The sequence below is a fragment of the Colwellia sp. M166 genome, assembly GCF_024585285.1.
In the GTDB taxonomy this organism is placed as follows: domain Bacteria; phylum Pseudomonadota; class Gammaproteobacteria; order Enterobacterales; family Alteromonadaceae; genus Cognaticolwellia.
This window is the reverse complement of the sequence record NZ_CP040755.1, coordinates 3,191,333-3,217,953: the sequence shown is the minus strand read 5'-3', so window position 1 is coordinate 3,217,953 and position 26,621 is coordinate 3,191,333. Positions and strand designations below refer to the sequence as shown.

General features: G+C 38.4%; 18 protein-coding genes. 8 read left to right on the top strand and 10 right to left on the bottom strand.

Features of this window, described 5'->3' with window-relative positions; all coding sequences use genetic code 11:
* Nucleotides 1-58 precede the first annotated feature (58 nt).
* On the top strand, nt 59-1,429 hold the full coding sequence (locus FGD67_RS14565; protein ID WP_257175130.1) for a cytochrome ubiquinol oxidase subunit I: 1,371 nt from the start codon (nt 59-61) through the stop codon (nt 1,427-1,429).
* Entirely contained in the window at nt 1,426-2,427 is a 1,002-nt protein-coding gene (locus FGD67_RS14560; RefSeq protein WP_257171844.1) for a cytochrome d ubiquinol oxidase subunit II, read from the top strand. The genes FGD67_RS14565 and FGD67_RS14560 overlap by 4 nt, the downstream gene beginning before the upstream one ends.
* A gap of 105 nt (nt 2,428-2,532) precedes the next feature.
* Here the strand turns inward: FGD67_RS14560 and FGD67_RS14555 are convergent, their stop codons facing one another.
* Nucleotides 2,533-4,605, bottom strand: coding sequence for a S9 family peptidase (locus FGD67_RS14555; protein WP_257171843.1), 2,073 nt, complete (start codon nt 4,603-4,605; stop codon nt 2,533-2,535).
* 288 nt (nt 4,606-4,893) lie between these two features.
* Here FGD67_RS14555 and FGD67_RS14550 point away from each other — a divergent pair, with 288 nt between their 5' ends.
* Complete coding sequence (locus FGD67_RS14550; protein WP_257171842.1) at nt 4,894-5,817, top strand: manganese-dependent inorganic pyrophosphatase; 924 nt, start codon at nt 4,894-4,896, stop codon at nt 5,815-5,817.
* 93 nt (nt 5,818-5,910) lie between these two features.
* Here FGD67_RS14550 and FGD67_RS14545 read toward each other — a convergent pair whose 3' ends face one another.
* Entirely contained in the window at nt 5,911-6,339 is a 429-nt protein-coding gene (locus FGD67_RS14545; protein WP_257171841.1) for a PACE efflux transporter, read from the bottom strand.
* Nucleotides 6,340-6,425: 86 nt separating this feature from the next.
* Between FGD67_RS14545 and FGD67_RS14540 the strand changes: the two genes are divergently transcribed.
* A complete protein-coding gene (locus tag FGD67_RS14540) occupies nt 6,426-7,307 on the top strand; it encodes a LysR family transcriptional regulator (protein WP_257171840.1) in 882 nt (293 codons plus the stop codon).
* Nucleotides 7,308-7,372: 65 nt separating this feature from the next.
* Here FGD67_RS14540 and FGD67_RS14535 read toward each other — a convergent pair whose 3' ends face one another.
* Nucleotides 7,373-9,547, bottom strand: coding sequence for a prolyl oligopeptidase family protein (locus FGD67_RS14535; protein ID WP_257171839.1), 2,175 nt, complete (start codon nt 9,545-9,547; stop codon nt 7,373-7,375).
* A gap of 148 nt (nt 9,548-9,695) precedes the next feature.
* Here FGD67_RS14535 and FGD67_RS14530 point away from each other — a divergent pair, with 148 nt between their 5' ends.
* On the top strand, nt 9,696-10,241 hold the full coding sequence (locus FGD67_RS14530; RefSeq protein ID WP_257171838.1) for a GNAT family N-acetyltransferase: 546 nt from the start codon (nt 9,696-9,698) through the stop codon (nt 10,239-10,241).
* Between the two features lie 187 nt (nt 10,242-10,428).
* On the opposite strand, the gene fadA is transcribed toward FGD67_RS14530, so the two are convergent.
* From fadA to FGD67_RS14515, 3 genes are all read right to left on the bottom strand, one after another.
* Nucleotides 10,429-11,592, bottom strand: coding sequence for an acetyl-CoA C-acyltransferase FadA (fadA, locus tag FGD67_RS14525; RefSeq protein WP_257171837.1), 1,164 nt, complete (start codon nt 11,590-11,592; stop codon nt 10,429-10,431).
* A 14-nt stretch (nt 11,593-11,606) separates the two neighbouring features.
* On the bottom strand, nt 11,607-13,781 hold the full coding sequence (gene fadB, locus FGD67_RS14520; protein ID WP_257171836.1) for a fatty acid oxidation complex subunit alpha FadB: 2,175 nt from the start codon (nt 13,779-13,781) through the stop codon (nt 11,607-11,609).
* 288 nt (nt 13,782-14,069) lie between these two features.
* Nucleotides 14,070-14,354 (bottom strand): MazG nucleotide pyrophosphohydrolase domain-containing protein, encoded by a 285-nt coding sequence (locus tag FGD67_RS14515; RefSeq protein ID WP_257171835.1) that lies wholly within the window; start codon nt 14,352-14,354, stop codon nt 14,070-14,072.
* 149 nt (nt 14,355-14,503) lie between these two features.
* On the opposite strand from FGD67_RS14515, the gene FGD67_RS14510 reads away from it, so the two are divergent.
* Nucleotides 14,504-15,700, top strand: coding sequence for an MFS transporter (locus FGD67_RS14510; protein WP_257171834.1), 1,197 nt, complete (start codon nt 14,504-14,506; stop codon nt 15,698-15,700).
* A 33-nt stretch (nt 15,701-15,733) separates the two neighbouring features.
* Here FGD67_RS14510 and FGD67_RS14505 read toward each other — a convergent pair whose 3' ends face one another.
* A complete protein-coding gene (locus tag FGD67_RS14505) occupies nt 15,734-17,959 on the bottom strand; it encodes an EAL domain-containing protein (protein WP_257171833.1) in 2,226 nt (741 codons plus the stop codon).
* 350 nt (nt 17,960-18,309) lie between these two features.
* On the opposite strand from FGD67_RS14505, the gene FGD67_RS14500 reads away from it, so the two are divergent.
* Nucleotides 18,310-19,218, top strand: coding sequence for a TIGR03899 family protein (locus tag FGD67_RS14500; protein WP_257171832.1), 909 nt, complete (start codon nt 18,310-18,312; stop codon nt 19,216-19,218).
* Between the two features lie 45 nt (nt 19,219-19,263).
* Here FGD67_RS14500 and FGD67_RS14495 read toward each other — a convergent pair whose 3' ends face one another.
* From FGD67_RS14495 to FGD67_RS14485, 3 genes are read right to left on the bottom strand one after another with little or no spacing between them, the layout of a single operon-like run.
* Entirely contained in the window at nt 19,264-20,025 is a 762-nt protein-coding gene (locus tag FGD67_RS14495; RefSeq protein ID WP_257171831.1) for a phosphoadenylyl-sulfate reductase, read from the bottom strand.
* Nucleotides 20,018-21,760 (bottom strand): assimilatory sulfite reductase (NADPH) hemoprotein subunit, encoded by a 1,743-nt coding sequence (gene cysI, locus FGD67_RS14490; RefSeq protein WP_257171830.1) that lies wholly within the window; start codon nt 21,758-21,760, stop codon nt 20,018-20,020. The genes FGD67_RS14495 and cysI overlap by 8 nt, the downstream gene beginning before the upstream one ends.
* Complete coding sequence (locus FGD67_RS14485; protein ID WP_257171829.1) at nt 21,760-23,574, bottom strand: assimilatory sulfite reductase (NADPH) flavoprotein subunit; 1,815 nt, start codon at nt 23,572-23,574, stop codon at nt 21,760-21,762. Before FGD67_RS14485 ends, cysI begins: the two co-directional genes overlap by 1 nt.
* 774 nt (nt 23,575-24,348) lie before the next feature.
* Between FGD67_RS14485 and FGD67_RS14480 the strand changes: the two genes are divergently transcribed.
* Complete coding sequence (locus tag FGD67_RS14480; protein ID WP_257171828.1) at nt 24,349-26,556, top strand: tubulin-like doman-containing protein; 2,208 nt, start codon at nt 24,349-24,351, stop codon at nt 26,554-26,556.
* Nucleotides 26,557-26,621 lie beyond the last annotated feature (65 nt).

The following is a 26,621-nucleotide window of genomic DNA, read 5'->3' as shown; positions in this document are numbered from 1 at the left end:
CTGAAGTGGAGTACATCACGTGTTAGATGCAGCAGCTATTGCTAATGACACAAGTTTCATGCTTTCACGCATCCAATTTGCTGCCAATATTAGTTTTCATATTTTATTTCCTACCATCAATATCGCCTTATGCTGGATATTGTTATTTTTTAAAGTGCGCTTTAACCAAACTCAAGATGAAAGTTGGTTACGCGTTTATCGCTTTTGGGTTCGAATATTCGCTTTGACCTTTGCTATCGGTGTTGTCAGCGGTATTACCATGTCATTCCAATTTGGCACCAATTGGCCTGGCTATATGGAAACTGTCGGCAATATTGCCGGACCATTGCTTGGTTATGAAGTCATGACCGCTTTCTTTTTAGAAGCATCATTTCTTTCCATTATGCTATTTGGCATGGACCGAGTATCTAATCGCGTTCACACCATAGCAACGGTACTGGTCTCTTTTGGCACCACTCTCTCTGCTTTTTGGATTTTATCACTCAACTCTTGGATGCAGACCCCCGCAGGCTTTGAGATGATCGATGGTGTTGCTCACGTCACCAGTTGGATGGACGTTATTTTTAATCCATCTATGCCTTACCGTTTAATGCACATGTTGTTAGCATCAGGGCTAACTTCAGCATTTTTGATCTGTGGTATCTCAGCTTATCGACTCATCAAAGGCGATAATAAGAAATCAGTCAAGCAAGCGCTCAATTTTTCAGTCATCTTGGCAGCTATTTTAATCCCATTACAAATTTTTGTTGGTGACCTACATGGTTTAAATACTTTTAAACACCAACCAGCCAAAGTCGCAGCAATGGAAGGAGCATGGGAAACGGCTACTGAAGTTCCACTATTGTTATTTGCCTTACCTGACCAAGAAAAGCGCGAAAATAGTTTTGAAATAAAAGTCCCTAATATGGCCAGTATTATTTTAACCCATGATCCGAAAGGTGAAATAAAAGGCTTGAATGAGTTTATTGATAAGCACCCGCCCGTTGCACCAGTATTTTTCAGCTTTAGAGTTATGATCGGCATGGGCGTACTAATGCTACTATTTTCTTGGCTTGCTACCTATCAATTTGTCATCAAAAAACAATATCCACCTTGGTTATTAAAAACCGGTATTGCTATGACTTTTTCTGGATGGTTAGCCACTTTAGCCGGTTGGTATGTTACTGAAATTGGTCGTCAGCCTTATTTAGTTACCGGCATACTGCGTACTAAAGATGCCGTTACCACCACTCCTCCGACAGATATTGCGTTGTCACTCACGTTATACCTAGTTATTTATGGCTTTTTGTTAATCGCTTATATCCGTACTTTATTTGTCATGGCCAATCGAGCGGTAATACTCGAAGAAAGCAATGCCTCGCTAACAGGTAAAGAACTTACATCTGACTCAAGTAAACCTGTAACAACGAATGAAGGAGTAGCATCATGAATGTTACATCTGTAGATTGGCTACCAAGCGTATTTATTGGCTTAATGGGGCTGTCATTTTTAATTTACGCCATACTTGATGGTTATGACCTAGGCGTTGGCGTATTGCTGCCATTAGATAACCCACAGCAACGCGATACCATGATTTATTCTATTGGACCATTTTGGGACGCTAATGAAACTTGGTTAGTAATGGCCATTGGCTTATTGCTGATTGCTTTTCCAAAAGCTCACTCGATTATATTTCAAGCCTTGTACTTGCCAACAGCATTAATGTTAGCGGGATTGATTTTACGTGGCGTATCGTTCGACTTTCGCACTAAAGCGCCGATTACTGATAAACATAAATGGGATTACGCTTTTAAATTTGGCTCTTTGTTAGCCACGTTAACCCAAGGTTATATGTTGGGACGCTATGTCACTTCATTTGAAGACTCTTGGTTAAGTATTGGTTTTTCAGCCTTATCAGCTGTTTGTGTTACGGCTGGTTATTGTTTTATCGGCGCTGCTTGGTTGGTGATGAAAACAGAAGGCGAGTTGCAACGCAGAGCAGCAAACTGGGCAAAAATCACTAACGTTTTGATGGCTGTTGGTATTATCGCGGTATGTTTAACTAATCTTCTCATTGATCAGCAGATCATGGATAAATGGTTAGGTGGTATGCAAGTGTTAATTTTAATTCCAATAACCTTACTGCTTGCTTTTACTTTTATCACCGTTCACTTGTATTTAGATAAAGTACCGATGGCAGATGATATTGGTTGTTGGTTTCCATTTTTAGCCGCTATTATACTGTTTATAATGTGTTTTTGTGGATTAGCCTATAGTTTTTATCCTTATATAGTGCCTTTTAAAATGACCATATTTGAGGCCGCAAGTGCTCGAGAATCTTTATGGTTTATTTTTGTTGGCGCCGCTGTCGTTTTACCGATGATTATTGGTTATACGATATTTTCTTATAAAGTGTTTTGGGGTAAAACCACTAAGTTAAACTATTAAATAGTTTTTGGTTTCTAATTTATACACTCCGGTACATAAAAGCCCGATATTAACCAGTAATATCGGGCTTTTTCATTTCATTAGCACATGTAACAACAAGACATTTTATGCCTTATCTTGGCTCTCTTCTTTAGCTTGTGCCTTTAATGCTTCTAACTTGGCTTTATGATCTAACTTGTAGTCAGGCATGTCTTTATTACCGGCCATTAAGTAGTTATCCATCCAACGCATTAAACGTAAGCTGTAATCGTATTGTGCCGCCGCTTTGCGGTTACCATGACCCTCACCTGGGTAATATACTAAACGTACATCTTTACCTTGTACTTTCATATAGCGGTACATTTCCATTGATTGTGCTGGGTGTACACGCGGATCATCTTTACCGTGCATAATTAGCAATGGCGTTTTTGACTGATGTGCCCAGTAAATAGGGCTACGCTCTAAGTAATATTGCCACTTATCCCAAGGGTAAGAACGTGCATGTACTAAGTGCATTTCGTTAGAAATATCGGTAGTACCAAACTTAGATAACTGGTTTGAAATACCAACAAACATCACGCTCGCAGCAAAATGTTCCGTTAATTTAGTTGCTGCCCAAGCAGAGGCATAGCCACCGTATGAACCGCCGGTAATACCAACACGCTTAGTATCAACTAAGCCGGTTTCAACTAAATAGTTTTTCATATCCACTAAGTCATCAAACTCTGCGCCAGCATAATCATTTTGACCTAACTTCGAATACTCAACGCCTTTACCGGTTGAACCACGGTAGTTTGGATAAAATACCGCATAACCACGTGCCGCCCCCATTTGACCCGGTTTAGAGTAAGCGGTTATCCAACCATTTTTTTCATGACTTTCTGGACCACCGTGTACTTGCATGATTAATGGATAACGTTGGCCTTTTTTATAATCCAGTGGATAAACTAAAATACCACCCACCTCAACACCATCACGCGCTTTTATGCTGATAGATTCTTGCTTAGCAAAGCGTTTGTCATTTAACCATGGATTAGAGTCGGTAATTTTACTCAGCTTTTTAGCACGAATAATAAAGCTTTCATTTGGATGCTGGGCGCTATGACCTTTGACACCGATAGTTTTATCTGAGTTTGAAAGCGATAATGAAGACGCTATAATTTTTCCTGCTTGTAGCTGAGTTTTATAGTTATTACTACCGGGGTTAATGTTAGCAACAATACTTTCAGTGCCAACATTGGCAATAAAGTTTAACTTACTGCTTTTATGTGACCATTCAATATCGCTGACATGCCCAGCAAAATTTGGCAACCAATCTTGTATTTCACCACTGTTAACATCGGCTAAATATAAACGCCCGGTTGCAGGATCATGTTTATCTTGTGTACCAATAACCGCGATATATTTACCGTTATAAGAAAACTCAGCGCTGCCTAGCTTGCCTTCAGTAGCAATCGACATGGTAATTTTTTGATCGGCCAAGTTCATCACATGCCATTGTGCTTTAGTGTATGAATCATCAATTAATGCTGTAGGCTGAGTTTTCACCAATAACTGCGCGTTATCAGCAGCCCAGTTCATATCACTAACATAACCGGCAATATCAACAGCATTTAACTGCACAGCTTTATGCTGCACCGTTAAATCAGTAATAAATAATTGCTTATTTTTCAAGTCCATTTCATAAACTTCAGCTTGAAAACCAAGTTCTTTGAGTTTTTTATCAGACTTATCTTCTGCTGGCATCGCTAATAACGCAACTTGCTTACCATCAGGGCTAATATCGTAGCGACTAATTGAGGTATCTTTTAACGACAATACTCTTTCACGTTCGCCACCATCAACAGGAATACGATAAAGCTGGGTAAATTTTTCATCTTTAAATTTGGCAAGAAAATAAACAAATTTTCCATCTGCCGACCACTCTATAGCGCCAACGTTAACTTTGCCAGTGATAAAAGGTCTTGCATTACCTTTAGTGTCGGTAATAAAAAGTCCGCTATAACTGCCACCATTATTATCTACATATAGCTCTCGTGGTAAAGTTCGGGTGAATGCAATATGATCGCCACTTGGGCTAATAACGCTATCTCTTACTGATTTTATTTTTGGAATATCTTCTAGGGTAATAACATCACTCGCCATCGCACCAATACTTGCCAACGACATTAATGCCACTAATGATTTTAATTTCGACATAAGTTCCTCAATTAAAAAGCTGCCGATCATGGCAACCGTGATTTTGCACAAAATTATAAAAATTACCGTTCAATACTAACCCAATAGAATCAAAGCTTAAAGCGTTAGGCTAGTCACGATTAATCGATTTCAACGTAATATGATTATTCAGACAAAAGTTGGATAAAAATAGCGCCAACACGTACTAGGCGAACTGCCTATGTTTTTGTTAGAATACGCAGCATATTTTGATAACACCATTAACGGCTGAGTCGTTATTCGGTCAATGGCGCTTGGAGATAACGATTTATGCCGGCTTATGCAGTAGGACACAAGGTTCCTGATTCAGATTCAATTTGTTCAGCAATTGCACTTTCATACTTAAAAACAACCATTGGTGAAGATGTAAAACCGGCTCGTTTGGGCGAGCTTTCACCTGAAACTTTATTTATTTTAGATAAATTTGGTTTTGAACAACCAGAGCTTAAAACTAGCTTTGCTGATACCGATGGTATTTATGTTGTTGATCATTCAGACCGTATTCAAGGCCCTGATGATATTGATGCTACAACGATATTAGGTATTATTGATCATCATAAATTAGGTGACATTACCACATCTACGCCGTTAGAAATTTGGGTGCGCCCGGTTGGTTGTACTAATACCATCATTAAAATGATGTATGACTTTCATAACGTAGAGATCCCAAAAAATATTGCTGGTGCCATGATGTGTGCGATTTTGTCTGATACGGTGATATTTAAATCTCCAACATGTACCACCGCTGACATAAAGTGTGTTGAAGCATTAGCAGAAATTGCTGGCATTGAAGATTATAAAGCCTTAGGCATGGAAATGTTCACCGTGAAATCTTCAGTACAAGGTACGCCGGTACGTGAGTTAGTATTACGTGATTTTAAAGATTTCAACATGAAAGCTAACATTGTTGGTATCGGCCAATTAGAAGTTATCGACCTAGCGTTATTCGATGACATGAAAGCTGATTTACACGCTGATTTACAAGCAGTTAAAGAAGAAGGCAATCGTCACACGGTAATGTTACTGCTAACTGATATCATGCAAGAAGGTTCTGAGCTATTAGTAGTAAGCGACGATATCAGTATTGTTGAAAAAGCTTACGATATAACGCTAGTTGACGGTAAAGCTTGGTTACCAGGTGTTATGAGTCGTAAAAAGCAAGTTGTACCACCATTACAAGATACTTTTGCTTAAGCTGTTATATTAAGCTTATGCTTAATAGTAAATATTAAAAAGCCCAACAATTGTTGGGCTTTTATGATTAAGAATAGCAATCACCAGAATCACTTATATTAGCTGCCCTTTACCAAACCATTTTTTATAAGGTTGATATCTGTCGTATAGCCAATTAAAAATAAAGGTATAGACTAATATAAACGTTAAAAAGCCTGCCTCCAAAATTATGGCTTCAAACCACGATATATTTAAATACCATGCGATCACGGGCAAAGTAATGGCCACCATGCCGAACTCAAACCCACAGCTATGGATAATCCTAACGACTAAGCTTCTTTCAATACGATTGTCACCCGCTAATTTATCAAAAACTATGTTGTAAATATAATTCCACAACATAGCAATCATCGATAAAGCAATACCTACGATGACCATTTTCTCTGCTGCAAAACCAGCAAGTAACACTGAAATTGGTACAACAATAGCTAACATACTTACTTCAAAGAAAATAGCCTGAAAAATTCTCTCAGCGGTGTTCATTAATTATTCCTATATTTAGTGACGATGAGATTATTTTCATCCAAAATAGAGATACGTGTTAGTTAGATAGTATCTGGAAAAGCGATATGTTAAGTATTGAACAACTCCAAGCCTTTGCAACAACGGTAGAGACCGGATCATTTTCGGCAGCAGCGCGACGTTTAAATAAAGCTCAATCAGTTGTTAGTCAGCACATCATTAATTTAGAAATAGACTGCAATGCTACGCTTTTTGAACGCTCTGGCCGTTACCCACTATTAACAGAGGCGGGGAAAAGTTTATTACCGCAAGCTCAAGCTTTACTTAATCAGCATCAACGCTTACAAAACACTGCACTAGCATTGACCGATGATACCCCAAGCGAAATAACAATTGCCCTTGATGAAGGCATACCGTTTAAAAAAATCACAACCGCGATTGACCAATTACAACGCGAATATCCTTATGTTACATTAGAGTTTTTAAGCGCCTCAAGTCTTGACATCATTGACATGCTAAAAACTGAGCAAGCATTAGCCGGTATTATTTTTAGCGAACTCGCTATGCCCAGTTATTTAGATTTTGAATGCCTTGGCACCGTAAAGTTTGATGTCTATGTTGCAAAAAATCACAGCTTAGCAAAACTGAAATGTAAAAATATCGATGGTTTACGACTACACCGGCAATTACTTATTCGCTCTCGCAATACCCAAACCAGTAGCTTTCAATTAAAGATCAGTCCCGACATTTGGTATGCCGACAATTACTTTTTATTACTCGAACTCACCTTAAAAGGACATGGATGGTGTTTATTACCTAATCACGTGGCAGATGAATCAATAGAAAGAGGAGAGCTTGTTAAGTTAACGTTAGAGCATGGTGACATGGGCTGGCATGCCAATGTTGATGTACTACAACATCAAAGGTACAGCAACCTAGCCATTTTTAGAACACTGAGAAATTTATTGCGAAACCGACTTAAACCTTAACACTTGCATCGTAAAAAAGCCCAGCAGTTGCTAGGCTTTTGGCTATTTACATTCTCTACAAGAGTTTAAATATCTTTCACGCCCATATTAAATAGCGTAAAGCCGTAAATATCAGCATATTGATCAATGGTTTTACTGATCGGCGTGCCTGCACCATGCCCTGCGTCAGTTTCAATACGAATTAAAGTTGGATTAGCGCCAGCTTGTTTAGCTTGTAGCTCAGCAGCAAACTTAAATGAATGCGCAGGTACCACGCGATCATCATGATCCCCTGTGGTCACCATAGTTGCTGGGTAATGCGTACCTGCTTTAACATTATGTACCGGCGAGTAACCTAATAAGTAGTTAAACAGTTCGGCGTTATCATCTGATTTACCGTAATCGTATGCCCAACCAGCCCCTGAGGTAAACGTGTGGTAACGTAGCATATCAAGTACACCAACCGCGGGTAATGCTACTTTAAATAACTCTGGACGTTGCGTCATCACAGCACCAACCAGCAAACCACCATTAGAACCACCCATAACCGCCAATTTAGCGGTAGAGGTTACTTTTTCTTTAATCAAATACTCAGCAGCAGCAATAAAGTCGTCAAAAACATTTTGCTTTTTCATTTGCGTACCGGCATCGTGCCATTTTTTACCGTATTCGCCACCACCACGTAAGTTCGCTACAGCATAAACGCCGCCTAATTCTAACCATGCAGCACGGGTTGAACTAAATTGCGGTTGTAAGCTAACATTAAAACCACCGTAACCATAAAGAATAGTAGGGTTAGTACCATCTAACACTAAGCCTTTCTTATGGGTAATAATCATCGGCACTTTAGTACCATCTTTGGAGTTGTAGAAAACTTGCTTTGATTCGAAGTTATCACTATCAAATTTAACTTTCGACTTCATATGAACCGTAGACTCGCCCGAAGTAAGATCTAAGCTAAAACTGGTTGAAGGTGTTTTCTGGTTACTAAATGAATAGTAAACTTTACTTTGCGAGTCTTTACCGCTGAAGCCGCCAGCTGTACCCACTTCAGGTAAAGCGATATTACGAATTTTTTTGCCGCTTAAGTCATATTGCTGGATAAAAGACGTGGCATCTTTCATATATTTGGCAAATAAATACTGCCCCCCTGTTGAAACTGATAAAACATTGTCTGTTTCTGGAATAACATCTACCCAATGTTCAGCTGTTGGTTGTTGAGCATTTACCTTGACAACACGTTTATTCGGCGCATCTTTATTGGTAATAAATAGTAACTCATCACCTTTACCGCTGACCAGTTCAGTATCTGAATTGGTGTTATCGACTACCGCCACTAATGCTGAATTAGTTTTAGTTAAGTCTTTAATAAAGAGCTTATTACCTGAAGTAGAAACTGCTGCTGACACTAACAAATACCGGCCATCTTTAGTCACTTCACCACCAACATAGCGATGCTTCTGAGCATCAGTGCCGCCGAATACTAGAGCATCTTCTGACTGTGCAGTACCAAGCTTGTGGTAGTACAACTTATGTTGATCAGTTTTAGCTGATAACTCACTACCTTTAGGCTTGTCGTAGCTAGAGTAATAAAAACCTGCGTTACCAACCCATGATAAACCGCTGAACTTAATATCGACCAACTCTGACTCAAGTATTTTTTTTGTTTCGGTATCAATAATACGCGCTTTACGCCAATCGCTGCCACCTTCTGAAATCAAGTAAACAGCCAACGAGCCGTCTTCACTAAATTCAATATTAGCTAACGACACAGTGCCATCTTCACTAAATTCATTAGGGTTGAGGAAAACCTCCGCTGGAGCATCTCCTTTTTGACGGTACAAAACATATTGATTCTGTAAGCCATCATTTTTATAAAAATAGTTATAACCACCTTCGATAAAAGGCATGCCAATTTTTTCATAATCTAATAATGCCGCAAGACGTGTTTTAATTTTTTCGCGATAAGGTATTTGTGCTAAATAATCGTGCGTGGCTTTATTTTGAGCCTTTACCCAATCAGCAGTTTCAGCACTCATATCATCTTCTAACCAACGATAATAATCAGTCACCTTAGTGCCAAAGTAATCATCAACAACAGCAACTTTCTTCGTTGTTGGATAAACTAGCGTTGTGCTCTCACTGCTGACACTAACGACTTTTTCAGTTGCTGCATTGGTTGTGGTGTCTTGACCACAGGCACTTAAGCCAAACAATGCCAGTAATATCGCAGAATTTAATACTATTTTTTTAGAATTCATAATTTACCAAGTAAATGAGATTGTTATTCTTTGCCAGCCATCATATGGCAGTATCTGATTGATGTCTATGTTAGGAAAATAATTAGTGCTAACCTATAAACATACAATAGAATCAATCAACTATGAAGATAGATAAAGTAGAGAAGATATGAATATTGCAAACTCAGCTCGCCTTAGTTATCAACTCATTGACGAAAGTGACAGTGAGTTTTTATTTCAACTCGATCAAGATCCAGAGGTAATGCGTTATATCAATAATGGCGTTATGACCACACGTGAAGATATTAGCGATATCTATATTCCACGCCTTAACGCCTATAAAAACGTAGACAAAGGCTGGGGCTTATGGAAAGTAACAGTTATCGACACGGAACAAGACATTGGCTGGATATTAGTACGGCCAATGGACTTTTTCTCCGACAAGCCAATTTGGCATGATATCGAGTTAGGCTGGCGGTTTTTCCAATCGACTTGGGGTAAAGGTTATGCCACAGAAGCGGCGATACAAGTTCAAAAAGCGCTAGCAAAACAACCGGAAAATAAAGCATTTAGTGCTGTTGCCATGCTGGATAATGATGGCTCGGTTGCTGTGATGAAGAAAATGGGTATGGACTATATAAAATCTTATATCCACTGTGATTCACAATTGGGTGATTTAGACGTAGTGCTCTACCGCATGGAAAATAAAAGCTAAAAAATCGTCAATCTTTCACATCTATATGATTGTGACATTCTATACATCCTGTACATACACGCTCTTTCACATCCATGTGACCGCGTTATACCGTACATCCTGTACATAAAAAAGCCCAACAAACGTTGGGCTTTAAAAGCTGACTCAGCAGCTTAGCAATAAGCTGCTAAACCTCAGTGCTTGAAAATCACACTCGTTCAAATACGGTCGCGATACCTTGGCCTAAACCAATACACATAGTCGCTAAACCAATGTTAACGTCTTTTGCTTCCATTAAGTTAATTAACGTACCTGAAATACGTGTACCTGAACAACCTAGAGGATGGCCTAGTGCAATAGCACCACCGTTAAGGTTAATCATGTCATCCACTTTATCTTCTAAACCTAATGAACGTACACATGACAATGCTTGTGCTGCAAATGCTTCGTTAAATTCAGCTAATTCGATATCGGCTAAGGTTAAACCTGCACGTTGTAGTGCTTTTTTCGTTGCTGGCACTGGGCCAAAGCCCATAGTAGATGGATCACAACCTGCGATAGCCATACCACGAATTTTAACACGTGGTGTTAAGCCCATCGCTTTCGCACGTTCAGCTGACATTACTAACATCGCCGAAGCGCCATCAGAAAGTGCAGAAGAAGTACCCGCTGTTACCGTACCATTTACCGGATCAAATACTGGACGTAAGCCCGCTAAACTTTCAATCGTCGTTTCAGGACGAATAACTTCATCATGCTCGATAAGCGTTAACGCGCCCATCGCATCATGACCTAAAGTTGGTACGATTTCGTTTGCCCAACGGCCTTCAAGCATTGCTTTATGAGCCAGTTGATGAGAACGAGCGCCAAAAGCGTCTTGTTCAGCACGAGTGATACCGTGTTGCATACCGAGTAACTCAGCTGTTAAGCCCATGTTACCAGCAGCACGTGAGATATGTTTGCTCAATGCTGGATCAAAATCTACATCGTACATCATAGGTACGTGACCCATGTGTTCAACACCACCAACTAAAAATACATCGCCTTGACCGGCCATGATATTAGTAGTGGCGTCATGTAGTGCTTGCATTGATGAACCACATAAGCGGTTCACGGTGACAGCACCGGTAGACTTTGGAATATCTGTTAATAGTTGAGCATTACGAGCAATATTAAAACCTTGCTCTTTAGTTTGCTTAACGTTGCCCCAGATAATGTCTTCAATTAATGCGGGATCAAGGTTAGGGTTTCTAACCAATAGTTGCTGCATTAAATGTGCTGATAAAGTTTCAGCACGAACATTACGAAAAACACCAGCTTTTGAGCGCCCCATTGGGGTACGGATGCAATCGACAATAACGACTTCTTTCATGATTTTCTCCTCGCCTAAGCTGTTTTAACGTCGGTTGTAAAATATGACTGACCAGATTTCGCCATTGCGCGCATGCCATCAGTAACTTGATAAATTTCGCCTAGGTGCGCATATTTATCTGCCATTGCAATAAAGTTATCTAAACCTAATGTTTCTAAATAACGAATTGGACCCCCTCTAAATGGCGGGAAGCCTAAACCGTAAATTAAGCCCATGTCAGCTTCAGCTGCAGTATCAACTACACCTTCTTCTAAACAACGAACCACTTCATTGACCATAGGGATCATCAAGCGAGCAATAGTTTCGTCTTGAGTGAAGTCTTTTTTATCTACGCCAGTACTTACACCTGCAAACAAGTCATAAGCTGCTTGTGCTGCAACTTTTGTTGGGCGCCCGCGCTTATCTTTACCGTAATCGTAGAAGCCTTTGCCGTTTTTCTGACCTAAACGTTTTTCGTTATATAAAGCACTTACTGGGTCATTATCAATTTTAGTCATACGGGTTGGGAAACCAGCAGACATAACACCCGTACAATGATCAGCAGTATCAATACCCACAACATCAAGTAAGTATGCTGGGCCCATAGGCCAACCAAATTGTTTTTCCATGACTTTATCAACAGCAACAAAATCAGCACCTTCAAGTACTAATTGGCTAAAGCCAGCAAAGTATGGGAATAAAACACGGTTGATATAAAAACCAGGACAGTCGTTAACAACGATAGGTGATTTACCCATTTTCGCAGCGTAGGCTACAACAGCAGCAACGGTTTCATCAGAAGTTTCTTTACCACGAATAACTTCAACTAGTGGCATTTTGTTTACCGGATTGAAGAAATGCATGCCACAGAATTTGTCTTTACGTTTTACACTTGTCGCTAGTAAATCAATTGAAATAGTTGAAGTGTTTGAAGTCACGATAGCGTCATCGCTAACATAGCTTTCAACTTCAGCTAAAACCATTGCTTTAACTTTTGGATTTTCTACTACAGCTTCAACAACAATATCAACATCTTTAACGCTGTCGTAGCTTAATGATGGTGTGATGTTATTTAACACGCCAGCCATTTTTTTCGCTGTCATGCGGCCACGTTCAACTTGTTTAGTTAAAATACCCGCTGCCGTAGTAAGACCTAAATCAAGTGCTTGGTCGTTAATATCTTTCATGATAATTGGCGTGCCTTTATAAGCAGACTGGTATGCAATACCGCCGCCCATAATACCTGCACCCAACACAGCTGCTTTATTAACCGCTTTAGTTGCTTGCTTGCCGGCTTTTTTCGCCTTGCCTTTTACTACTTGGTCAGCCATAAATAGGCCAATTTGTGCAGTAGCAGCATCAGTTTTCGCTAATTTCGCAAAGCCTGCGTTTTCTAAAGCCATTGCGCCAGCACGGCCTAAACCTGCTGCAGCTTCAATGGTTTTAACCATCACCATTGGTGCAGGGTAATGCTTACCCGCTTTAGCTGCGATCATACCTTTACAGGTATTGAAGGTCATAATAGCTTCTACTGGAGAAAGCTTTAATGCTGCTAGTTTAGGTTGACGTTTTGCACGCCAATCTAATTTGCCAGCAATCGCTTGGTTTAACATTTTTAATGCCGCTTCACGTAAATGCTCTGGAGCAACGACGGCGTCAAGTAAGCCTACAGCCATTGCTTGTTCAGCTCTAAACGCTTTACCTGTAGACATCCACTCAACTGCATTATCAGCGCCAATAACACGTGGTAAACGCACGGTGCCACCAAAACCAGGAATTAAACCTAATTTTACTTCTGGTAAACCGATTGAACATGACGTATCAGCAATACGATAGTCACAAGCTAGAGTCATTTCACAACCACCACCTAAAGCGAAGCCATTAATAGCAACAACTGTCGGTAAGTTGATATCTTCAAATGAATCAAAAACATCAGAACCTTGCTTTATCCAAGGCATCAATTCAGCTTCTGGCTTTTTAAATATCTCTAAAAACTCAGTGATATCAGCACCAACAATGAATGAAGACTTAGCTGAAGTTACCAGTACTCCTTTTGCTTCACTGCAATTATTAATCGCATCAACTACAGCGATATATTCTTTAAACGTTGCCTGATCAAACTTGTTAACTGAGCCTTGCGCATCGAATTTAAATTCGACAATGCCGTCATCTAACAACTGGGCAGAAAGGCTTTTGCCTTGAAATAACATGCCTACTCTCCTGACTTTTAATGGATCTTATCTAGATCGATTGACTGGTAAATACGTAATCATAGATTACTACCAAGCGTGTGAATATTTAGCTTACTCATGCAATACAACAAATAAGTAAAAGAAATAAAGTGCCAATGAGTTTGCCTTGAAAGGAAAGGGAAAGCAAATTTTTTTAAACAGGCGTTTTAATTAAGTGTATTAAAGTTGTCATACAACAAAAAAACACCTTTAAGCCATTCGTCTCTAGCTCTTTAAAAACAAAGGTAAACAGCATTTACATTAAACTTATTTAACACGACCACGAGTGCCTCTTTGTTCATTTTTTTTCATTTTATTTAACAGTTCCTGCTCCATATCTATACCTTGCCAATGGGCAATATCTAACACTCTCAAGACGATATCAGCTAACTCTTCAGCGAAGTTATCTGTTGGCTTTTCACCACGACATTCGTTTATCGCTTCTCCCACTTCTGAGGCAACTAAAGCAAGTGCCTCTAAGGTTGTTTTATTGTGCCAGCCCATACGTTCAACCCAAGCGTAATTTTGTTCAGCTAATTTATTAATTTTCATAACTAGTCTCGATATATCGATTTAAGGGCGCAGTTTGATGTTACACACTTGCAAAATATCAAATTCAATCATTATCTTTCGCCGTGTATTTAAACAATAATTAACTTACAATAAGCTGCCCCTGTCAATACCGTATAGCTGGATTTGAAATGCCATTAAGTAGTAAATTACGCTCACCAGAAAGTTTACTGCTCGCTATGGCATTTATTATGCCGTTAGTGTTTTCAGTTTGGATGGCTTTGCTAAATAACTTTGTGCTTGAACAAGCCAATTTTACCGGTGTTGAAATTGGCATATTACAAAGCTTAAGAGAGATTCCTGGCTTTCTTGCTTTTACCGTTATTTACCTTTTGCTATTTATTAAAGAGCAAAAACTCGCTTTAATGGCTTTAGCCTTAACAAGCTTAGGGGTAGCGGCAACTGGATTTTTCCCTTCGGTGATTGGCTTATATCTCACGACAATTATTATGTCAGTTGGTTTTCATTATTTTGAGACCGTTAGCCAGTCTCTGACTTTACAATGGATTGATAAGGACAAAACCGCACACTTTTTGGGCCGTGCTTTGTCGGTAAAATCTATTGCCTCATTAATGGCATTTTCCAGTATTTGGCTGTTAATGGAACAGTTTTCGTGGAGCTATAAATCAACCTACGTGTTATTCGGTGGTATTGCATTAGTGTTTACCATTGCCTTAGCTTTATTGTTTCCTTATTTCCCACAACCCATCGAACAATCTCGTCGATTGATATTACGTAAACGTTACTTGTTATTCTACGCGTTAACATTTTTCAGTGGTGCTCGTAGACAAATTTTTGTCGTATTCGCCGGCTTTTTAATGGTAGAAAAGTTTCACTATAGTGTTGCTGATATCAGCGCGTTGTTCCTCATCAACTATATATTTAATTGGTTGTTCGCCGCTAAAATTGGGCAATTTATTGGCCGAGTCAGTGAACGCAGTGTGTTACGTTTTGAGTATATTGGTTTAACTATTCTTTTTATTCTTTATGGTTTGGTCGAGAACGCTAATATCGCGGCCGCACTATATGTCATTGACCACTTATTTTTTGCACTGGCTATTGCGATAAAAACCTATTTTCAAAAAATTGCTTTACCGGAAGATATTGCAGCAAGCGCAGGGGTAAGCTTTTCGATTAATCATATTGCAGCCGTGGTGATTCCAGCTTTGCTTGGTATGGTTTGGATAGTTAATGCGTCATGGGTATTTTATATCGGTGCTGGGTTTGCCTGTTGCTCATTACTATTAACGCTGTTTATGCCATACGCACCGAGCCTAAACGTAGAGTTTCGTACAAAAGAAAAAGCACTTGTAGAACAAGTGCTTTAATATACCCTCAAACCGATGGCTTTTATGTTTAAGCTATCGATTTCTTTTTTCTAAACAAGTAAAGAACTCATCAGCCGGCATCGGCTTAGCATAATAAAAACCTTGTACTTCATCACAGCCTAAAGCTTTTAATTCAACTTCTTGCTCGATGCTCTCTATCCCTTCAGCAATAACTTTCAAGTTCATTTGTTTACCTAAGTTAATAATAGTATCCGCTATAATTGAGCCGCCTGGCTCAGCAATGTCATTGACAAACGAACGATCAACTTTTAATCGGTCCAAAGGTAGCTTTTGTAGGTAACTTAATGATGAAAAGCCGGTACCAAAATCATCTAGCGCAATACTAATACCTTGTGCTTTTAACTGTACTAAAGCATCAATAATAACTTGCGGTTCATCCATTAAAACATTTTCAGTAATTTCTAATTCCAATTTACTCGGATCGACTTTATTTAGCTGTGTTATTTCAATAATTTTATCAACAAAGTTGTCACGCTTAAATTGAGGTATCGAAACATTTACTGAGATACTGACATCGCCAAATTGACTTTGTGCAAGTCGCTGTAGTTGTTGACAAGCTTGATCGACAACCCAATTGCCAATTTCAATAATTAAACCTGAATACTCAGCTAATGGAATAAATACCGCAGGTGAAATAAACTTACCTTCAGCCGTTTTCCAGCGCAGTAAAGCTTCCGCACCAATTATTTTCCCCGTTGCCAAGCTTAATTGTGGTTGATACCAAAGCTCTAAACGGTTTTCAGCAAAATCGGTACGTAGTTGTCTGATCATACCTAAACGCCAGAGTGTTTTATCTTCCATTTCTTGATGATAATAAACAAAGGGTTCTTGAAGAGATTTTTTAGCTAGATTAAGGGCAATATTGATTTGATTTAAGACTTTTACTCCACGAGTTCCAGCCGATTTTTTCGAACAAAAACCAAAGCTAGCACTGACAGGTAAATTTTGCTCTCCCGCTGCAAATGGCTGACTAAAGAGTGCCATTAAGGTTTCAGGATTAACACTTTCTTTCGGACCAATAATACCAAAAACATCGGCACCAATTCGGGCCAAATGATTTTTTTCACTTAATGCACGAATACGTGCAGAAACCGCCATCAGCAACTGGTTACCAATATCTTGTCCTAGACCATCATTAATATCACTAAAGTGATTAATATCTACCAGTGCCGTGACTAAATTATCATCGTCACTTTGACAAAAGTCATCTAATAAATTAACAAAATCTAACCGATTCGGCAATTCCGTTAACCAGTCTTTATAAGCGGCATTACGCAGTTTTTGGAACAAATGCACATTTTCATAACCGGTGGCTATGTTGGTCAGAAAAACTTCAATAAGTTGCATTTCAATAGTTGTTAACGCTTGCTCAAGCTCTAAATGGATGACGGCTCTAAAACCACCGCTAGCGAAATAAAATGAGGTTGAACTGGCATTAAAGAAGTGTTGTTTTTGTTGAAAACAACTGGTTATCTGCCCTGCTATATCACGATTATCTAAGGCTACAAGTTTTTGATTTAGTTTTGATTCAGTTAATCCCTCTTGACCAAGGATATATAAACTTAAATCATCAGCACCTTCAACAATACCTTGACCACGAGCACAGAAAATACTATTGGTACTATCAACTAACTTTTTAAATTCAATTAATACCCCTTGTGCATAATCATGAACAGTATGTAGCTCTAATAGATTAGCAGCAGCACCAATGATTTTTTCTAAACCTTTTCTATTTTTAGTGACAGAATCAATTTGTTGATATGAACGAATAGCGGCATAAACGGTTGTTACTAACTTGCGACGAGTTAATTCAGTTTTTGTTTTATAATCATTGATATCATAATCTTTAATAACGCTTTCTTCAGGCGCATAACCCGGCTGACCGGTACGTAAAACGATACGAATATCATCACGCTTTAATTCTTCACGGATATATTTAACAACCGCAAGACCCGCATCATCACTTTCCATAACGACATCAAGTAAAACCAGAACAATATCTTCATGTGCTGCAATTAACTTACAAGCGTCTTGACCAGAATAAGCATGCAGATATTCTAAATGGCGACCTAAAACAACCAGATCAGATAAAGCAAGCTGAGTTACTGAATGGATCTCAGGATCGTCATCGACAATTAAAACTTTCCAAGTATCCCTTATAGCGGAATCTAATATTTCATCTTCTTCGCTATCATCGATAAACAAAAAATCATCGTTCGTATTTTCAGAAACTTGCATATCATCCTCAATGCACTAGTAAACTACAACCAGTAGAATTTTTGAACATCTATTTCGTTAAAAATTGTCTTATTATATAGTACATAATAAAAGTCGAATTAATATTATTCAACATTTCGTTTTAATAATATTCATACTACAGGCTGCATTTAACAAAAAATCGTATATTTGTACAAAAACCTGCACAGTAGAAAAAGTTAAACATATGTAAAATAAAGGTAATATATATTTCTGTAAAAAACACGATAAATATATAACAGAATGAGTAAAGTTTGATTTTACGCTATAATAAGTTTTCAGACGGTGTTATGTTGGATTTTCCAGCACTTTATAGTTTTAAGGAATATACAGTGGCGTCAAATTCGATTAAAGAAGATACAGTAATTGAGCATTCTGTGGAACAAGACACACATACTATCGTCGAGCAGGAACAAGCCCAAAACGTCGAAAAAAACAACTCAAGCGCTAATCCTTCTTCACAGCAACAACTGTTAGGCTTTGCTAAAAAGTTTTCCTTAGACGCTGCATTTTTGCCCGAAAATAAACAAGCACCATTAGAAGATCGCGCATATCGGCGAAAAAAATTAGATGAGTTACGCCAACAAAAAAATATGGAAGAAATTATGCTACGAGCAGCTCAATATTGCTCTGATGGCACTATTACTGACCGCGCTGACCAAGACTGGTTTAGTCATTTTGTCAGACTTGCTGAAGGTATCAGTAATAAAACCATGCAAAATTTATGGGCAAAAATTTTAGCTGGTGAAATATCTCACCCAGGTTCTTATTCTTTAAAAACCTTACAAATATTTAGAAGCATGAGTATTACCGAAGCAAAATTATTAGCAAAAGCTTGTAGTTTAGCTGTAAGTGATGGTCGTAAAAAAAATATTAGAGTGATCAGTGGTGCTTACCAAATTCCCAAGTTATTTAACTTCTTTAATCGTCAGCGACAACAACGCTTAGATCTCAGTCTAGCGGGGTTGAACTACGCTGATATTTTAACCTTGGCCGATAATCATTTACTATTTGAACAAGAAGCTGAGAGCCACGCACTTGCTAAGGGAGAGAAGATCCAGTTTAACTATAATGGTAAACCACTCAGTTTTGTGGCAAAAAAAGCCGACGCCATACTGACCTTTTATAAGTTTACACCCATTGGCACTGAGCTAGCTCATCTAGTAAATGACAATATGGATGATAATTACTTAACAACAATGAAGACACAGTTGGCTGAAAACTTTATTATTGAAGGATAAAAAAACAAAAAGAATGCAGCACAGACATTCTTTTTGTAGCTGTCTTTAAATCCCATCACCGTCAGTATGTAAGCCACACTCTCGTTGCATACCAGAGAAGCGAGTGTCACTTTCATCCATTCCAGCGGTTAGTGGCTGTGTACTATGAACATCACCAACCGAAACATAACCCTCTTCCCATAACGGATGATAAGGTAGATTATTCGCCGTTAAATATTGATGAACATCTTTATTTGTCCAATCGATAATTGGATGAACTTTAAAACGCCCACGTAAAATGCTGACGACAGATAAACCTTCACGATGGCTAGATTGTTGTCGACGAACACCTGAAAACCAAGTCCCCGCTTGCAACTCACTTAAACCACGCTCTAGTGGCTCAACTTTATTACGTCGGTTATAAGCTTTCAAAGAAGCTTCATCTGTTGCCCACTCTTGTCCATACTTAGCTTGTTGCCAAGCGGCACTTTCTTTGGCACTGTAGACCTGCAAATTTAACTTTAAACGTTCAGTCATCTGTTCAATGAACTGATAAGTTTCAGGAAACAAATGCCCAGTATCTGTTATTAACACCGGAATATTAGGGTCAATCTGAGTCAACATATGTAACATCACGGCTGACTGAATACCAAAGCTAGACGATAAGACAAATTGCGATGGCAAGTTTTCCATCGCCCATTCTACTCGCTGTGTTGCCGATTGCTTTTCTAACAATTCATTCCACTGCTTTAACCAAGGCTCTGGCAATGAAGCAGGGAATCGATTATTAATCACCGAAGGTGTTCTAGCTTGAATTATGTTAGTCATGAAAATCTCGCTTGCTAACTTTAACTTCTTTGACAATACCGACACGAATTACAAAATCGCCAAAGGCTTCTGCTATGTTTCGCTCTGCAACCCACCGCTTAACTAAAGTATCTATTTCTTGCAAAATATCTTCTTCGTTAAGGTTTTCTTTATACATTTTAGGCACGCGTGTGCCAGCAATGTTACCACCTAAGTGCATATTATATTTACTTGGTCCCTTACCAACGAGACCAATTTCAGCCAACATTGCACGTCCACAGCCATTAGGGCAACCAGTCACTCGTAAGATAATACTCTCCTCAGCAACATTATGCTTAGCCAATATAGCTTCAACATCAGTCACTAAACCGGGTAAATATCTTTCTGCTTCTGCCATTGCTAACGGACAAGTTGGAAATGCCACACAAGCCATAGAGTTTTTGCGTTGTACTGAAGTACCATCAGAAATTAAACCGTGCTCTCTAGCTAAACGCTCAATTTCAGCCTTATCTTCACTAGCAACACCCGCAATAATTAAATTCTGGTTGGCTGTCATTCTAAAATCACCTTTATGGATTTTAGCAATTTCCGCCACGCCAGTTTTTAAAGGCAAATTAGGCTTATCAAGCAAGCGACCATTTTCAATAAATAATGCTAAATGATATTTACCGTCAAAACCTTCGGTCCAACCGATACGATCACCACGGCCAGTAAATTCATAAGGGCGACTTTCTGCAAAAGTAATACCTGCGCGCTGCTCGACTTCAGCTTTAAAAGTATCAACACCGACACGATCAAGGGTATATTTAGTCTTCGCATTCTTACGATTGACACGGTTCCCCCAATCACGTTGAGTTGTAACAACAGCGGTAGCAACATCTAAGGTTTTAGCTAACTCAACAAAGCCAAAGTCATCCGCTTTACGTGGATAAGTTGATTTATCTCCGTGTGTCATAGCTAAACCGCCACCGACCAAGACATTAAAGCCGATAAGCTTCCCGTCTTTAGCGATAGCAATAAAATTTAAATCATTAGCATGTACGTCAACATCATTTTGCGGGGGAATAACCACCGTCGTTTTAAACTTACGAGGCAAATAAGTAGATCCTAAAATAGGCTCGACAACTTCACCATTTGCACCTTCTTCAATTTTTTCGCCATCTAGCCAAATTTCTGCATATGCACGTGTTTTCGGTAGTAAATGCTCACTAATTTTTTTAGCCCATTCATAAGCTTCTTGATGAAGTTCAGATTCAACAGGATTAGTAGTACAAAGTACATTACGGTTTACATCACCCGCCGTAGCGATAGAATCAATACCATATTCATTTAAGGTTTGATGCATTAACTTAATATTAGGCTTCAATACACCATGAAACTGAAAGGTTTGGCGTGTGGTAATACGAATACTACCGTAGCTGGTTTTTTCACGAGAAAATTTATCAATCGCTAACCATTGTGTCGGGGTGATAATGCCACCAGGCATACGAGCACGCAGCATAACATTGTGTAACGGCTCTAACTTTTGCTTAGTACGTTCATTTCTAATATCACGATCATCTTGTTGATACATGCCATGAGTTCTGATCAACTGAAAGTTATCAGCAGTAAAACCACCGGTAACATTATCTTTTAAGTCATCGGCTATGGTACCGCGTAAGAAATTACTTTCCGCTTTTAAGCGTTCATTATCAGCATGTTTACCTTCAACAATTAACGGCCCATTAGCTTGATTTTTTTCAATTAAATCAGTCATTAGTATACATCCTTCTGATAACGCTTGGCGTTACGTAAATCTTTTAAGTAAGCGCTTGCTTGCTCTTCAGACAATTTGCCTTGTGTTGCTATAATATCCAGTAATGTAGCTTCAACATCTTTTGCCATTCGGCTCATATCGCCACAAACATAAATATGCGCACCGCGCTCTAACCATGAAAATACTTCAATTGCATTTTCACGTAACCTATCTTGCACATAAATTTTATCCGCTTGATCACGAGAGAAAGCTAAGTCTATTTTAGTTAACAGACCTGACTTAAGGTAATTTTGCCACTCAACTTGGTATAAAAAGTCTTGTGTGAAAGTTTGGTCACCAAAAAATAACCAGTTATCACCTGAAGCTTCTGTTGCTTCTCGTTCCTGCATAAAGGCTCTAAAAGGCGCTACTCCCGTACCAGGTCCGATCATAATCACAGGCGTATTACTATCCGCAGGTAACCTAAAGTTATCATTATGTTCAATAAACACTTTAACTTCGCCGCCTTCATTAACGCCATGAGCTAAAAAGCCTGAAGCACCACCTTGACGGTTCGCCTCACCAGCCTGATATTGAACCAGACCAACAGTTAAATGTACTTCTTCTTCAACTTCACTTTGTGAAGAAGCTATCGAATAAAGTCTTGGCGTAATTTTTCGTAAGGCATCAACAAATTCTTGCCCTGTTAATGTATTTTCCGTAGCCAAAGGCGCTGATTTTACAACGTCAACAACTTGATGATTGCCTGCAAATTCACGTAGAGCCGTTTTATCACTCAATAGAGCAATTAGCTCTGGCGCTTGAGACTTATTGGCCCAGAACTCGACAAAATTAATTGAGGTTTGCGTTATTTCAAACTTAGTCGTTAATGCTTCAACTAACGTTAAACTCTCATCTGTAACAGCAACTTTTTCTTGTGCATTAAGTTCAAGTGTCAAAAGAAGCTCTTCAACAAGCGAAGCTGAGTTGTCAAACCAAACACCTAGTGCATCACCAGGCTGATAAGTTAAACCTGACTCAGCTAAGTCTATTTCAATATGTCTGACATCTTTAGCTGAATCTCGTCCAGTAATTTTCTGACTTACTAATAACTCAGCAGCATATGGGCTTTGTTTTGTGTACTGTGATTCAGTGCTTACAACATTTGATAATGACACGACATTGCTAGTAGCACTTTCACTTTCAAGCATTTCTTTCGCTTGTGCAATGACAGTAGTCGACCAAGTATTAGCATCAGCATCATAGTCAACATCACAATCAACACGAGGTGTAATTCTTTTTGCACCTAACTTATCTAAGTACAGGTCAAAGTCTTTACCCGTTTGGCAAAAAAACTCGTAGCTAGTGTCACCCAGGGCTAAGACGCTGTAATGCAAATGTTCAAGACTAGGTGCTTTTTTAGATGAAAGAAATTCATGTAATGCAATGGCGTCATCTGGTGCTTCACCTTCACCATTGGTACTAGCAACAATCAATAAGTGAGTAATATTTTTAATTGCTTTAGGCTTTATCTCACCCATGCTCTTTAATTCAACAGTTAAGCCTTCAGCACTCGCTTTAGCAGCTAAGCTCTTAGCTACACCTTTGGCATTACCTGTTTGAGAACCATACAAGATAGTTAACGTTGTTTGCACAGCAGTTGTAGTTTCTAAAGTGGCTACAGCACGGCTGGTGCCACCTTCTGCTTTAGCGGCTAAATAACCACTAGCCCACGCTAACTGCAAAGGAGATAGATCGTTAATACTTTGTTTAAAAGATGCTAGCTGATTGGTATCAAGCATAGTTTGATTTAAGTTTTGCTTTTCCGGCAACATGTCGAGTATACGCCCATTACTAATTAATGATGCAAGAGTAATCTCTTTTATGTCGAAAGAAAAAGAATAGAAAAGGCTTTTTTATGCAAAAATAGAATATAGAAGTTTTAATTAGAGAATAACTCAATATTAACAATAGTTATTAATCGCTGCGTGTATTCACTAATCACCATTGAATAATAGTCATATCCCCCCGCCATAGCTACCTAGATCAAAAGAATTAAATATTTCACATCAGCGCACTTTATAATAAAACAAAGGAATGATACATTATTTTTACTGTTATATTTAATTTTGTATATCGTAAAGTAATACTAAACCTATTAAGTTTATTCTCTCTCAGCGCTTACCAGCAGTTTGAGAACAACGAAATTTTTTTGCATGTAGTTATTCTATATGAAAGAAATTATCGGCGATTATCGAATCAAGATAAGCTCCCGAGGTGTCATTTTAAAAGGCTTACAGGCCGTGTTGTTGATTTCGATAAGGTTCTCACAGCGATGTGATTCATTAGAACAACGCTGGAGCAGTTGTCGAGAATAACCATTATCGAAATCAATGCCTTACCTACATGAATGTAGGTACTTAGCTTCAGTCTTGAACTGTGAACCTGTGCCGCTAAGTCTTTTAAATTTCACTGAGTGGGAAGAAACTTATTAGAATTGGTATAAACATAATAAGCACCCGACTCAAAACGGGCATTTATAAAGATTTACTCTATAGTTAATAGACGTTTATGGTAAGTTAATCTTTAAGTCATCAAGGAATAAAAATATGCAAACTAAGCGACTAGCTAAAACCAAAAAAAAATCTGCAACCAACCAACAAAGCATAGTTGAGCTAGAAGATGACTGCGATATTATTGTTAAGAGTAAAGTACCTAACAAGTCAAGTGAGCTGACTTCAGAACAACTTGGCGTACCAAATTATTTTACCGAAAAGGATTTAACACGGATACTATCGAACTTAGACGCACTCCGATACGATGTATATCCTCAAGAAAATAACGAATTAGATGATACAAAAATTACTCCTAATTTTCCTTCCGTCTGTCTAATTGGTTTAGGTCGTTGTGGTTCCAATATTGCCTTAGATGTCGCTTCGCTTGTTCATAATGCACGTAATTATTATTTGAATGAATTCCATGATGAAGAAAATAAACGTAAAGAAAAGGAATCTCGTGCGGTAAAGTGGATACAACGCAGTTTGAAACTTACCGATGAGCAAGTTGTAAAGCCTATTTTTCTTATGGAACCTTTAGTGATGCTTGGCGACTTAGATAAAGATATCGAAGGTCGAATTCGCTTTTCATCCAAAGGTGAGGCAAATAATTTCCTTGCTGAATACAGCAAATTAAAAATAATGGATTTGTCAGAGGTTCATGCGGGTGGTGCTGGTAATGCGCCTATACTAGGTCAATACTTAGCCAAAATGATCTTAAATAAAGAAACAGATCAATTTACCAATCCCGACTGGAAGTTCATCCATTCTTATTTAATAGATTCATGTGGCATCAAGGCCAATCAATCACGTTTATATTTCTACATTTTTAGTGCTGGCGGTGGCACTGGCTCAGGAATGGCATCAGAGTTTGGTTTAGCACAGCAATTCTCATACATGAGTAAAACTTTCGATATACGCTCAGAAAAAGAATTACTTAGCCACAGTCAATCCTTCGTTTTTGAACCAATTTTTACCAGCGGCATCTGTATTTTACCTAATATAAATGACCCTAGCATAGAAACTTCTGAGGCATTACATATCAACGCGGGGCGTTTACTATGTAAGTACTTAGCCGAAGAATGGGATTTTTCCTATAACGTTGAAAATGAAGAATGTAGTGCTCCAAATGTAATGCACAGAATTCGCCCTTGGAATGCAATGATGCTCATCTCCAATGATATTATGCGCTATGCAGAAGAGAATGATAATGAAGGTGGCATTAAAAATATTGATGTAAATGCTATGGAAGCTTATGCAAACCAATACATTAGTCAGCAGATATTTAACATTTTAAGCGCTCAAGCTGTCACTACAGATTATGATGAAAACTACTTTAGACGCGCAGGAATAGACTTAGGTGAAACCATAAGATTAGATGCTAATGACTTATTTATGAGTTTAGCAGGTCCTGTTGCTATTGCTTATGCAGAATCTGTTGTCGCCAGTAATATAGATTCTGATAATAATGTTACGCATGCCGAAGCAAAAAAATCTTCTGTCGATATTGATGACTTATTTTTTAGGTCAATTGATTTACCTCACTTTAATAAACAAACTCAAGCGATAGAAGGTGTTAGTTTATTACCTATTGAATCAACACAATACCGCCAGGCACTAAAACTGTATAAAGAGAACAATAACGATGCAAGCAAATTGAAAGAACTGCACTTTTTTAAGAACTGCTCCTCAATTGTCTCAATTGTTTCATTACCTAAAGATTATAAATTGTCTTACATGGACTTAAACAAGTTAAAAACCCATCTTAATAATTTATTTCCAAATACAACGTTAAAACGATACGCATTGGTTATTGGTGCTTCGGCAAACTTATCTTTAACAACACTCATTGCCAAAAGCCCATGTTTAAGTGATGATTTTTTGACTTTGATCGTATCTTATATCAAACGTTGCTTTGCTAGAGATGACTATCGATTTGATGATAAATTAGATAAAGCAATAATCAGCTTTATTAAAGAAGACAAATTTGACGAAGAAAAGCTTCATGAAATGTTAATGGAGTTTGAAAATCCAGCAAAAATACTCGATACAAATTGGTATGCAATTAAACCAATGTACGAAAAAAAATACAGAGAGCTTATCCGTGATAATAAAAAATTCACATCTATCAATGATATTAGATTGAGCATTGATTGCGTTAAAAAATCAATTCACTACCTTCGTGAAATTTATCGTCATAGAATTAGCAAGACACAAATAATATCACTTAACAATGACATTTTCCCTCAAAAAAAGACTTAACACACAGTCAAACGAGGTAAAAATCAAATAACTATTTAAGTCGACAGCCGGATAACTATGCTGTC